9 protein-coding genes are annotated in these 12614 nt (G+C 44.3%); 2 read left to right on the top strand and 7 right to left on the bottom strand.

Annotated elements, in window-relative coordinates; all coding sequences use genetic code 11:
• Positions 1 to 68: 68 nt before the first annotated feature.
• From paaA to EGI32_RS18590, 3 genes are all read right to left on the bottom strand, one after another.
• Entirely contained in the window at positions 69 to 1010 is a 942-nt protein-coding gene (paaA, locus tag EGI32_RS18600) for a 1,2-phenylacetyl-CoA epoxidase subunit PaaA (protein WP_255157066.1), read from the bottom strand.
• Positions 1011 to 1228: 218 nt separating this feature from the next.
• Positions 1229 to 1915: a response regulator transcription factor gene (locus EGI32_RS18595; protein WP_255157064.1), complete on the bottom strand. Its 687-nt coding sequence runs from the start codon at positions 1913 to 1915 to the stop codon at positions 1229 to 1231.
• 37 nt (positions 1916 to 1952) lie between these two features.
• A complete protein-coding gene (locus EGI32_RS18590) occupies positions 1953 to 3917 on the bottom strand; it encodes an ATP-binding protein (RefSeq protein WP_255157062.1) in 1965 nt (654 codons plus the stop codon).
• A 426-nt stretch (positions 3918 to 4343) separates the two neighbouring features.
• Between EGI32_RS18590 and EGI32_RS18585 the strand changes: the two genes are divergently transcribed.
• Complete coding sequence (locus EGI32_RS18585; protein ID WP_255157060.1) at positions 4344 to 7868, top strand: T9SS type A sorting domain-containing protein; 3525 nt, start codon at positions 4344 to 4346, stop codon at positions 7866 to 7868.
• A 163-nt stretch (positions 7869 to 8031) separates the two neighbouring features.
• Here the strand turns inward: EGI32_RS18585 and paaE are convergent, their stop codons facing one another.
• Together paaE and EGI32_RS18575 are read right to left on the bottom strand one after the other, a co-directional pair.
• Complete coding sequence (gene paaE, locus EGI32_RS18580) at positions 8032 to 9108, bottom strand: 1,2-phenylacetyl-CoA epoxidase subunit PaaE (protein WP_255157058.1); 1077 nt, start codon at positions 9106 to 9108, stop codon at positions 8032 to 8034.
• A 1-nt stretch (position 9109) separates the two neighbouring features.
• On the bottom strand, positions 9110 to 9700 hold the full coding sequence (locus EGI32_RS18575; protein ID WP_255157048.1) for a TetR/AcrR family transcriptional regulator: 591 nt from the start codon (positions 9698 to 9700) through the stop codon (positions 9110 to 9112).
• Between the two features lie 239 nt (positions 9701 to 9939).
• Between EGI32_RS18575 and EGI32_RS18570 the strand changes: the two genes are divergently transcribed.
• Positions 9940 to 10812, top strand: a complete 873-nt coding sequence (locus tag EGI32_RS18570; protein WP_255157046.1) for a cupin-like domain-containing protein — start codon at positions 9940 to 9942, stop codon at positions 10810 to 10812.
• Between the two features lie 371 nt (positions 10813 to 11183).
• On the opposite strand, the gene EGI32_RS18565 is transcribed toward EGI32_RS18570, so the two are convergent.
• Together EGI32_RS18565 and EGI32_RS18560 are read right to left on the bottom strand one after the other, a co-directional pair.
• Complete coding sequence (locus EGI32_RS18565) at positions 11184 to 11846, bottom strand: DUF2461 domain-containing protein (protein WP_255157044.1); 663 nt, start codon at positions 11844 to 11846, stop codon at positions 11184 to 11186.
• Between the two features lie 183 nt (positions 11847 to 12029).
• A complete protein-coding gene (locus EGI32_RS18560; RefSeq protein WP_255157042.1) occupies positions 12030 to 12593 on the bottom strand; it encodes an HNH endonuclease in 564 nt (187 codons plus the stop codon).
• Positions 12594 to 12614 lie beyond the last annotated feature (21 nt).

Raw genomic sequence — 12614 nt, 5'->3', positions numbered from 1 at the left:
CGCGCCCCTGCTATTCGGCGAGACAAGCACAGGCAATTTCAAATGAACGCACCACAGGCACGCTCCTGCTACGCAGCTTTTTCACGGGCGGCTTTTTTTGCCGCATATGCCAATGCTGCTTCGCGTACCCAGGCTCCTTCTTTATGAGCTTTGTTTCTTGCAGCCAGCCGCTGTTTGTTGCAGGGGCCATTACCTTTCACTACGGCCCAGAATTCTTCCCAGTTTATTTCACCAAAATCGTAATTCTTAGTGGCTTCATTCCATTTCAGATCGGGGTCGGGCAATGTCATTCCCAACAGTTTTACCTGTTCCACAGCCATGTTCACAAAACTTTGACGAAGTTCATCGTTTGTTTTTCTTTTTATTTTCCATTTCATGCTCTGGTCGCTGTTGGTGCTCTCACTATCCTTTGGCCCAAACATCATCAGGCTTGGCCACCACCAACGGTTGATGGCATCCTGGCACATCGCTTTTTGCTCGGGTGTACCCCTGCTTAGTACCAGCAGGCTTTCGAAGCCCTGGCGTTGATGAAAACTTTCTTCTTTACAGATACGTACCATCGCTCTTGCATATGGACCGTAAGAAGTACGGCATAACATGACCTGGTTCAATATTGCGGCGCCATCCACTAGCCAGCCTACTGCGCCCATGTCGGCCCAGGTAAGTGTCGGGTAATTAAAAATGGAAGAGTATTTTGCTTTACCGCTATGGAGGTCATCGATCATCTGTTCGCGGCTTGTGCCCAGTGTTTCGGCGGCTGAATATAAATACAATCCATGACCGGCTTCATCCTGTACTTTCGCGATAAGGATCGCTTTTCTTTTCAGCGATGGGGCCCGGCTGATCCAGTTGCCTTCCGGCAACATGCCCACGATCTCGCTATGCGCATGCTGGCTTATCTGCCGAACATTGGTTTTACGATACGCTTCCGGCATCCAATCCTTCGGCTCTATCTTTATTTCCTTGTCAATCTTTTCCTGGAATTTTTTTTCGAGATCGTGTAACTGCATGGCAATAAATTAAGGCATAAAAATACATAAATAAGCTAACAAGTGTTAGTTAAACATCTGCGCATGCTTAATCCTTTGGTAAATAAGAAATAAGGAATGAAAAATAGGGAATAAGAAAGCGGGGGGCACCCGTTAGTCACCCGATTCCTTATTTTGTATTTCTTATTGTATGTTTCTTATTTTGTGTTTCTTGTTTTGTGTTTCTTATTTTATTTTCCCTATTCTTTAAACCATTTGTTCTGGTAGGCCATATTGATGATCTCTGCCCTCGACTGCACATGCAGTTTTTCGTAGATGTTCGCGATGTGTTTACGTACCGTGAGTACGCTTATGTTCAGCACGGAAGATATGCGTTTGGCATCCCAGCCGTTGACCATATGTTTCAATATCTCCTCTTCCCTCCCGGTGATCTTTTCGGGCAGTTGCTGGTGTGGAGAAGGTTCCTGCGAAAAGGAGGATCTGCTTAATAACTGGAGGGCTTTTCGGGCAATGGCCGGGCTCATGGGCGCTCCGCCAAATTCAAGCACATGGCTGATGGCATCCTGGAGAAATGTTGCCGGCTCGTGTTTCAAAAGATATCCTGAAGCGCCGGCCTGTATAGCCTGGAAAATTTTTTCGTCATCATCGAAAACCGTCAGTACTATAAAATGTATCTGCGGGTACAATGCTTTTGCCATCGCGATGGTCTGTATCCCATCCAGCCCGGGCATTTCAATATCCATGAAAATCACTTTGGGCAACTGTTTCACCGGCGTTCCTTTGAGCGCCGCCAGGCATTCGTTTCCATTGTTTGCAACGAACATCAATTCATAACCTTTCAACAAACCGAATTTCTGCAGGAAAGTATTCCTGTTGATCTGGTTGTCTTCTGTAAGCGCTATCTGTATTTTGTTTGTTGATTGCATCCTGCAATGTGATTGAATAAACGATGTTGTACAATAATCAATTTGTAGTAGCGGGCGATATGCTCACGTTTGTTCCCGGCAAAGTCTTCTTCCAGCTTACTTCCCAGCCAAATTCAGCGGCCCGTTTCTGCATGTTTGAGATACCATTGTTGCTGCCTGCCACGTGCTTTTCGTCAATACCGATACCGTCATCAGCCACTTCGATACTCCACTGTTCCTTTGATGTAAGCGTTACCTGAACCCTTTTGCAACGGCTATGTTTCAGTGCATTGATGATGGCTTCCTGCAAGATGCTGAACAGGTGAAACGCCTGCGACGGCGGCAATAACCTGTCATTTTCTATCTGCTCTTCCACATCCATCGCCACCTGCGGATAACTCCGCTGAACGCGTTGAATGAATATTTTTAAGCGGTCGCTGATGTCAGTAAGCGAAAGTGCATCTTTTTTCAACGCCCAGATAGTATCCCCCAGCTGTGCAACGATCGCCTGCGAATTGTTCCGCAGTTCCTGCAATGGAATAGCGGTAGCTTCATTGAGTTCCTGCAACTCTATCTGATCAAGATTGGAAACGATAGAAGCCGCATAAGCACCCAGGTTGTCGTGAAGATCGGCGGCGATCCTCTTCCGTTCTTTTTCTTCAGCTTCCTTTACTGCAACTCCAGACAATATTTTTTCTTTATACAATGCTTTGTCCATCGCCAGCTTTTGCCTGCGGCGGTAATTCTTAAATAACAACCACGACAAGGTCATCACAAAACCAAGCGTGATCAATGAACCGTAAAAAAGATAATTTTTTTGTGTGAGATCCAGTTTTTGCCGGATGATGGTGCTTTCCTTTTTTTCAAACTCGTATTTTGTCTGCAGTTCCGCAATGGAACGTGAATAATTTTCTTCGTAAAACGCATCTTTGGCGGCGATCAGTTTTTCAAGTGTTTCCTCATAATTTTTATCATCCCCTTTTAGCTTGTAACATTTCGCAAGGCTTTTGTAATACGATATCGCCAGCGGATCCATTTTTTGCACCACAGGATTTTGCGCCAGCGCATCCGTCAGTATTTTGATCGCCTTGTCTGTCTGCATCGCATTCATGTAAATATTGGCCAATGCCAGCTGTTCATTGCTATATTGCAGTTTCCCTTCCAGCTTTTCGCGGATGATGATACAATTCAACATGGTTGATTCAGCGAGGTCGTATTGTTTGAGTTGCTTGTAAATACTGGCTTTTACACGGATAGCATTCGCCAGAAAAAAAAGATTCTCACTTCGTTCACAAAGCGGGATCGCCTTGCTGATATAGTATTGCGCCGAATCAAGCTTTTCTACCCAACGATAGGTTTCTGCAAGATTGATATAAAGTGCCGCCAATGGCGCATCAAATTTTTGTGTGGAAGATGTAAAAGAAATGCCTTTGAAATACCAGGAAAAAGCATCGGGAACATGATCGAGATTGTATTGTATCACCCCCACTGTATTCATGTTTTTTGCCAGCACCAGCGAATCGCCGTGCTGTTCGGCTTCATTGATGATCTTATACAATGCAGACAATGCATCCCTGTAGTTGAATGCGTCTCCGAAGCAATCGATCTTTTGCGCAGCAAGCGTAAAATAAATGGAGCGTGTATTGGTTTTCTCCAGGGGGTTCCTGAGGATTTCCGGTTCTATCAACGTGAGTGCACTGTCTGTTTTTCCCAACCGGAGGCAGGCATTGATGACTGCTACTTCCGCGAGGCTTTTTTTGCGCTCGTTATTTTGTGCGGCTGCATATGACCTTGTCATCACAGCATATTTCCAAAGGCTGTCTTTCTGCATGCTGGCATGCTCTTCGCACAAGCGGATAAGCGCCGTAAGCCTTGCCTCATCAGAAGTGGCGGCCTGCACATTTTTCATGCACTGCTCTATGGTTGCAGTCTGGGCTTTTGCAACCAGCGCATACGCTACGAACAAACCGGTAAACAAAAAGCGGCGTACCATACGAAGTGTTGCAGGTTTTAATTTTTGCAACGGGATAAAAGTAGGGATGATTTTGTATAAGTATGTACTACAAATTATGTATTTATTGATGGCCGCTTTTGCATATACACAAAAAAGAAACGGTTTCTTTCGAAACCGCTCTAAACTAAAAAGGCCTACAAGAGAACCCAGTTTACCCATTGCAAGGCGGCTGATTACACCTGGAACCGCAGCCAGCCCGCAGGATTGATTTTAAGGGACACTTCGCCGGAACTGAAGCCCCGCCGAGGTGCTTTGTAAACCTTTACAGTAAATCTACAGGCAAAAGGATTGCTTCGCAATACCCTGCTCAGGGTATTTAGCGCATCTACTACAAACTATGTATTTCCTCCCCGACAACAAAAAGCAAATTTTGACCTTCTTCCGATATCTCCTGCAGACCAGTTCCTGATCATTTATTTTTTAAACGTTATGAAGATGAAAAAGACAATTTTACTCAGTATCGGTTTTTTAATTGCGATCACCCTGGCAAAAGCACAAACCTGGACGGGATCGATCAGTACGGCATGGAATGTTGCCGATAACTGGTCGCCATCAGGGATACCGGCGGCTACGGCCAATGTTACCATACCCGGCAGCCTTACTAATTATCCCAGGCTGAACGCAGCGGTTACGGTAAACACACTTACCATGCAGGCGGGCAGCAAGCTGGACGTGAATGGCTTTCCTTTTAGTATAGAAACCGTGAACGGTTACACCTCTGTAGTGGGCGCTACCATTTCCAACAGCGATGCCACAAAAGATGTCGTTTTCAATGTTAATACGGGAATTAACGGGTACAACGCCACTTTTTCAAGAGATACGCTTACGGATAATGTGATCTTTAATGTAAGCGGGCAGAATAATTTTTTAGAAGGTGCGGAACCAAATAAATATATGTTTGATGCTACATTTAATTTAGCCAACTCCGGCACCAGTTATATTTCTTACCAGGGCGGAGGTTCGCTTTTTTCGGGCAACCTTACTATCAGCCGAACGGCAGCAGGCAATACTGATATATTTTCCGGCGGCGGTACGGTTACGGGAAATTTTGTTTATAATAATACCACCGGAGGCAACTCTACGATAGGCAACCAGGGCAATATTGTTTCTAATATCGCCGGCACCGTAAACATGAATGTTGCACTTCCCTCCGCCAGCAGCTTTCTTTTACACCGCATAAAAAATCAGACCACCGGCGGAACCATCAGCGTTAAAAATTCAGCAGGTTTTGATGTAAGATTTGATACGCTCAAACTGGCATCATTTATCATCGAAGAATATAAGATTCCTTATGCTTATCTCTTCAATAATAATTTTACCGTTACCGGCCAGGTAAAAATATCCGACGACCCGGCTTTTAACAATGGTTACAATACCACTGTCAATGGCAATACTTTTACCGGCGCTACCAATTTTTTCATCAATGGTACTAATATTTTATATGAAGCCAATGCCGCAAATGCATCCAATACTTACAATGGCGCTACCAGCTTTTCTGCTAATGCAAGCGGAGGTTTGTATTTGGGTTATATTGCCGGATCTGCTTTCAACGGGCCTCTTACGGTTACGCGTTCTATAGCGGGCGAAACCAATATCTTCGGAGCAGGTGATTCGCATGTAAACGGGAACTTCAGCTACACCAATCCTGCAGGCGGCAATACCTCTATCGGCAGGCAGGACCTTGGCTCTTATGTTACCGGAACAGTCAACATCAACACCAACAATGCCAGCACGGGTCTTTTCAGGATGTACCGACTGATCAATCAGGCTACCGGCGGAACAATTTCTATCAACAAGGCCAAGGGTATCGATATCCGGAACGATACGCTGAAACAGGCCTCGTTTAGCGTTACTGGTTATCTTGACGGGTATACGCAACTGTTTAACAATGATATCGCCGCAGGTGACATCAGCATATCCGATGACATAACGTTTGGTGGTGGTTATTCTACAAATACCGGCAGCAATATTTTCACCGGCACCTGCAATTTTACGATCAACGGAACCAACTCTTTTTTCGAAGCAAGTGGCTCCACAACATCCGGCAACATCTATAATGGTACTACAAATTTTTTCGGGGCCGGCACAGGACAGTTCTTTACCGGTCAATCGGCCTTATCTACCTACAACGGCAACGTTAACATCAGTCGTACTGTGGCTTCCAATGGCGCTTATTTTCTCAATGGCGCTACCATCACCGGTAATTTATCGTACACAAATAATACAGGCGGAATTTCCACAACCATAGGATCCCTCGCTGCTAAAACTTCAATTGGAGGCACTTTCAACCTGACAGCAAACCATCCTTCGCAGGGCCGTCTGGAACTATATCGTATCATCAATCAAACTACCGGCGGAACTGTTCTTATACAAAACACCGGTGAAACAAATATCCAAAAAGATACGCTCAAACTGGCTTCTTTCACCATTGCCGGTTACAGAAATGCTTATGCAAGGATCTACGATAACTCTATCACCGGCAATTTTAATTTTTCCGATGATGCCAGCAATGGCGGCGGATATAATACCACCATACATGGTAATGAAATTACCGGCGCAACTTCTTATACATTAAACGGATCAAACATTATATATGACCTGGATAATGAACGCATAAACCGCTACAATGGAAATGTTTCTTATAACAAGGTTGGCGTAGGTACATTTAACATAAGTACCCCTGCTGCAGCCAATGAGTATGCCCGCGACCTCACCTTGAATTCTACAACAGGCCTCAATATCTACAGGGCTAAATTCATTGGCGCAGCCAATGGCATACTCCGCCAGTTGGGAACACAGCCTTTATCTCTCCAGAAGATCATCATGGCCAAATCCGGAACCGGAGGAGTAACATTGAACAGCCCGCTCACCATTACGGATTCCTTATTTTTTGGTGTTGGAAATATTTACGCATCAACCGCTAACATGTTGAATTTTGCAGACAACGCAAAGCATACCGGCAGCAATTCCCTCAGTCATGTTGTTGGCCCTGTATCAAAAACGGGCGACGATGCTTTTACATTTCCTGTAGGTGCTGCCAGCTCTATTGATTCTGTTTCCATATCAGCGCCGGCATCCGTAACCGACCGTTTCAGTGCACAATATTTTTATGCAGACCCAACATTGGCTGGTTATGATACCGCACAAAGAGTAACGGCTTTAAAAAGAGTAAGTGGTTGCGAATACTGGGATGTACAACGCGAAGCCGGTACCAGCAACGTTTCCCTTACATTCGGTTATGACGGCGCCTGCACCACCAGTGGCATGTACATCAACAATCCTGCTGCACTGAGAGTGGCGCATTGGACCGGAACAACCTGGGAAGACCTCGGCAACGGTGGCTCTTCAGGAACGACAACTGGAACTGTAAAAACTGCGGCACCCGTATCAAATTTCAGTCCGTTCAGCATTGCATCTACGGATCTGCTTATCAATCCGCTTCCGCTGACATTAATTTCATTTAAAGGTTTCCGCCAGGGCGTGAATATCAGGCTGTCCTGGCAGACAGAAAACGAGTTTAACCTTTCGCGTTATGAAGTGGAAAAAAGTACCGATGGCATTCGCTTCAAATTCATGGAACTTGTGAAAGCTGTCAATCGTGGCGGTATCCATAATTATTCCGGAACGGATGAAACGCCGGCCAAAGGATTTAATTACTACAGGTTGAAACAGATCGATATCGATGGCAGCTTCACTTACAGTAATGTGGCGAAAATAAATTTCGATGGAAAATTATCACTCAGCATTTCACCAAACCCTGTGAAAGAAAAAATGGTGGTCAGCGAAGCCGTTGCAGGAGATGTGATCCGGATATTTGATGTGCAGGGCAAACTATTGCGCAGCTACCAGGTAAGGTCGGTAAACGAACCAATCAGCACAGCAGGATTACCGGCCGGCGTATATGCATTACAGTTATACAACAATAATTCACTACAAACCATTCAATTCATTAAGCAATAAGTGCGTCTTCTTCATACGAAAGGCCTTTGCCGGTGGCGGCGGGCCCTTTTTTCAATTACGAATTGTGAATTACGAATTACGAATGGTTCTTAAGGTTCGAAATGTTATGAGTGTTAGGGCATTCATAATAAGACGTGCTTCATTCGTAATTCGTAATTCGTAATTATTTCACATCAAAGTCTATTACAACCTTATCCGTAACCGGGTGGCTCTGGCAGGTAAGAATGAATCCCTGTTCCACTTCTTCAGGCTCCAGCGCATAGTTGACATCCATGCGCACTTCGCCTTCCACCAGTTTTGCCCGGCAGGTGCAGCACACACCGCCTTTGCAGGCGAAAGGCAGGTCAGCTCCGTTTTTTAATGCCGCATCCAGGATACTTTCGGTATCAAAGCCAAGGTCAAAATCCACGCTTCTTCCATCTACCTTTATGCTCACTTTACTTTTGGGGCCGCTGTCTGCGGCAGTAGTATTCGTTTTGCTTCCGGAAAATGTTTGTCCGGGAGTAGTAAACAATTCAAAATGTATCCGGCTCTTGTCGATCCCTTTTTGTTTCAAAAAATTTTCTGAAGCAAAGATCATTTTTTCCGGACCGCAAATGTATATGTCGTTGAATGAGCTGAACGGAACCAGGTGCGACAATGCCGAAAGTTTTTCTTCATCGATCCTGCCATAGTTGATATCGGCATCTGTCCGTTCCCTGCTGAGGATATTGATGAAATTGAAACGCTCCATAAATTTATTCTTCAGCCCTTCCAGTTCTTCAAAAAATATGATCGAGCCGCGGGTCTTGTTCCCGTATATCAATGTAAAACTGCTGTCGTCATTGCTTTTCAATATATGCTTGATGATGGATATCACCGGTGTTATTCCGCTACCGGCCGCTATCGCGAGATAATTACCTTTATCGGTAACAGCAGATTTTGCATTGAATTTTCCCGAAGGGGGCATGATCTCCAGCGTATCTCCCGCCTCCAGATTTTCATTTGCAAAGGAAGAAAATAAACCCCCATCCACTTTTTTGATGGCCACTTTTAATTCGTTTTCGTGCGGTGCGGTGCAAATGGAATAGGAACGGCGCAGCTCTTCGCCATTGATGGATTTTCGGATGGTGATATTCTGACCTTCCCTGTACAGGAACTGTTCCTGCAGGTTTTCCGGCACTTCAAAGCTTACTGAAACACAATCCGGAGTTTCGCGTCGGATCTGCCTGATCTTTAATGGATGAAAATGAGCAGCCATATTATTTGGTTATTCCGTTTAACAGGTGTTGAACAATGTTGTTTTCGAGCGCTTTGGTATTTATCTGCTCCTTGTATTTCTGCCAGAATTCCAATCCCCGTACGGCAGAAAGGATCGTCAATACAGTTACCTGTGGATGCATTTTTTTAAATTCCTTATTGTTGATACCATCCTTCACTATCTGCACCATCTTGCTTTCGTATGCCTTCCTTTGGTTCAGGAAATTGGCAAGATGAGGCTCTTCCAGGTGTTTCCATTCGTGGTTGGAAACATACACTTCGTCAAAAGAACGCAGCATCAGTTTTATGTGAAAGCGGATCAGCTGCTCTATCTTTTTTGCCGCGGTGTGCGAACTTACTTCCACCGTTTCAATATGCCTGGTAAAATCATCCGCGATATTGAAACAGATATTCTGCAGCAGTTCACTTTTCGAACCGATATGGTTGTAGAGGCTTGGCGCTTCCACCCCCAGCTGCTCCGCCAGTTCCCGCATAGAAGCAGCCCTGAAACCTTTTTTGCGAAAAAGCCCCGCCGCATTTTTACAGATCACGGCATTCTTGGTAGTATTTCTCGCCGCTTTGATTTTTGACATATGCAAAACTAACGCTTATTAGTTAAAGACGACCGACCACGGACAACCCACGTCGGAAAACGGACTACATACAACGCACGACCGGCATGCCAATCAATATGTCATTCTTTTAAAGTTGGGCAGGATAATATTTCTCCACCTGAAAAAACTTCTGTGCCCGGTGGTCTGTGGTCGGTAGTCGGTCGTCGGTTGTCTGTTCTCCACCAATTTTCATTAATTTTGCATCAAATTATTCAAGCATGCAATTAAAGCCTGTCGATATTGTTGAAAGCATCTCTCCTGAAGATTTCAAGAAGAATTATTACGATACCAAAACGCCATTGATCATCAAAGGGTTGGCGAAGGAATGGCCGGCTTATCAAAAATGGAACTGGGATTATTTCATCGATATCGTTGGCGAGCAGGAAGTTGGGGTGTACAACAATGTAAAAAGTGATTCCTACACACCGATCAATACTGCGGATGCCTATATGAAATTTGGCGACTACCTGAAAAAAGTGAAAGCCGGGCCGCTGGATCTAAGGATCTTCCTTTTCAATATTTTTCAGCATGCACCACAGGTTACGAAAGATTTTACCTGGCCGGACCGTTATATGAGCGGGTTTGTAAAAAAATACCCGATGCTTTTTGTTGGCGGACAGGGCTCTGTTACCCATATGCATTTCGACATCGACATGAGCCATATCCTGCACACACAGTTTGTGGGCAGAAAACGCGTGCTGCTTTTCCCCTTTGAAGAGCAATATAAATTATACCGCAAACCATGGGAAGTGTTAAGCCTGGCAAATTATGCCAACTATTCCGAAAGCTTTGATTATGAAAGTTTTCCTGCGGTAAAACTGGCCAAAGGGTACGAAGTGATCCTTGAACATGGGGATACGTTGTTCATGCCGGCCGGCTTCTGGCATCACATGGAATACATCGATGCAGGTTTTGCCATGAGCCTTCGTGCGCTTCAGAGCGATCTTGGTGGAAAGGTGACAGGGCTTTGGAAACTGTTTGGCATGAGAGGGATCGATACATTCATGAAGAAAACCGCACCACAATGGTGGTATAACCGCAAAAAGAAGCAACTATTGAAATACGCCGAGGACGAATTGAAAAAAAATTAAATAAAATCGGTGAAAAAATTATGATAATTCAATAATTGTAGTACTTTTACGGTCTACCCACGCCACACGGCGTACTCCAATTCTATCTTATCTAAAGCTTACCAGGGAAATCAATTTCCATCTCCAATCATCTTGTCTGACTTACTTTAAGTATTTAAATTTTATTTAATACCCCTATATATTATTATTAATACCTCACAAATTTTTTCTTGTGGTTTCAGAGGTAAGCAAGGCCGGTGATTTTTATCACTGGCCATTTTTTTGTGCTGTCAACCCCGCCAGGATTTAATAAATAGCAGGTCCTCCTGAGCTTGTCGAAGTATTAGCACCTTCTATAAGCTCAGGAGGACAGTTGATAAATTTCAGCTTCTTCAATCTCCCGCCCTGTTCAGAAAATCGATCAGCGGTTTCACCGCCTGAAATGTTTTAGTTACTTCTTTGGTAAAATCCTTTGCGGCAATTTCGGCATCCGAAAATGGCCTGCGTACTACATAACTTTTTAGCTTGAGATATCCGATTGCCGGATTCTCTTCCGAATAACCTTTGGGCGGCCGCACCAGCAAATCGGTTTGGTCGATGCCCGAAGGGAAATGTTTTTTAAATGTGGCGGTATTGAATATTTTTTTCCACTCGTCGAAGTTGTAATCAATTTCCTGGCGGATGCCGGACAATTCTGTGGGTTCAGGTTGCCAGATACCGGCGGCCGCAAAACTTGCGCCCGGCTGGATGTGGATGTAATATCCGGCGCCAGTGGCTTTCTTGCCAGCCTTATTGAAGTAAGCCGACATGTTATTTTTGTAAGGCGCTTTATTTTTACTGAACCGCACATCGCGGTTGATGCGGAAAGTACAATTCTTAGCCAGCAACTCGCCGACAGGCGCATCAAATTTTGCTATGCCGTTTATTACATCCTGGGTAAAAACTAAAAAGTCGGCCTTGGCGGCTTCATAACGGCTTCGATTGGCTTCAAACCACGTGCGTTCGTTATTTTTTTGGAGTTCTTTTAAAAATTTAAGGATGTGTGCAGGTATCATAAGAAAGTTTGAAAAAATTGAAGGACAAATTTACTGAAATAAAAAAGGAAACAGCCGTGGCGGTTTCCTTGAATATTTTTAGATGAATGATAATGTTACGATGATTAATTACTTAAATAAAGACCCGGCTAATTATTGAAACATTTACGCTGAAATTATTGATTCCTAATCCTGATCAGTTTCTTATTTTACCTTCCCCCAGTTTTCGCCGCTTTTGATCCTGTACATCGTCATTTCACTCACCCCATATTTCTCCGCCATCTGCTTGTAGGTAAGTTTTCTTTTAGGATTACCGATCGCTTCCTTGATCGCTTTTACCTGGGTGGCCGTCAACTTCAACCCTGTGCTGCGACTGGCCTGTTTCTTTTTGTAAGCTTGTTTTTCAGGGCTTGCCTGCTGATGACTGCTGGCTTCGGCCATAGTAGCCCATTCAAGGTTTTTATAATTGTTATCCGTTTTATTATGATTCCTGTGAATGACGAATTTCTGTTTAGGCGATTTTTTTGTGCAAAATAGTTTTGCCACTTCACGATGCAGGTAGATCGTTCCATTTCCCGAATCCACATGAAGGTTGAGCGTCCTGTATCCCGAGGTGAGTGAGCCGCTCAATAATTTTCCATCTTCTGTTATATCTGCAGAATAACTGGCAGCACGCCCAAGATTAGATACTGCGTACTTTCGGCGTAGGAGCTTATACCCGTTGAACTGAATCTGTTTCCAAATTTCTCCGGCATTTTTCTTAATCATCGCTGGTGATTTTAAGATTTT

Origin of the sequence: Ferruginibacter sp. HRS2-29 (genome assembly GCF_024343615.1) — a bacterium.
In the GTDB taxonomy this organism is placed as follows: Bacteria; Bacteroidota; Bacteroidia; order Chitinophagales; family Chitinophagaceae; genus Ferruginibacter.
The sequence above is the reverse complement of the archived record's forward strand: the minus strand, read 5'-3'. Positions and strand labels throughout refer to the sequence as shown.

What these genes read in the sequence shown, in the direction of transcription:
- paaA (WP_255157066.1), bottom strand. Translation starts at nt 1,010, where the DNA reads ATGCAGTTACACGATCTCGAAAAAAAATTCCAGGAAAAGATTGACAAG.
- EGI32_RS18595 (WP_255157064.1), bottom strand. Translation starts at nt 1,915, where the DNA reads ATGCAATCAACAAACAAAATACAGATAGCGCTTACAGAAGACAACCAG.
- EGI32_RS18585 (WP_255157060.1), top strand. Translation starts at nt 4,344, where the DNA reads ATGAAAAAGACAATTTTACTCAGTATCGGTTTTTTAATTGCGATCACC.
- paaE (WP_255157058.1), bottom strand. Translation starts at nt 9,108, where the DNA reads ATGGCTGCTCATTTTCATCCATTAAAGATCAGGCAGATCCGACGCGAA.
- EGI32_RS18575 (WP_255157048.1), bottom strand. Translation starts at nt 9,700, where the DNA reads ATGTCAAAAATCAAAGCGGCGAGAAATACTACCAAGAATGCCGTGATC.
- EGI32_RS18570 (WP_255157046.1), top strand. Translation starts at nt 9,940, where the DNA reads ATGCAATTAAAGCCTGTCGATATTGTTGAAAGCATCTCTCCTGAAGAT.
- EGI32_RS18565 (WP_255157044.1), bottom strand. Translation starts at nt 11,846, where the DNA reads ATGATACCTGCACACATCCTTAAATTTTTAAAAGAACTCCAAAAAAAT.
- EGI32_RS18560 (WP_255157042.1), bottom strand. Translation starts at nt 12,593, where the DNA reads ATGATTAAGAAAAATGCCGGAGAAATTTGGAAACAGATTCAGTTCAAC.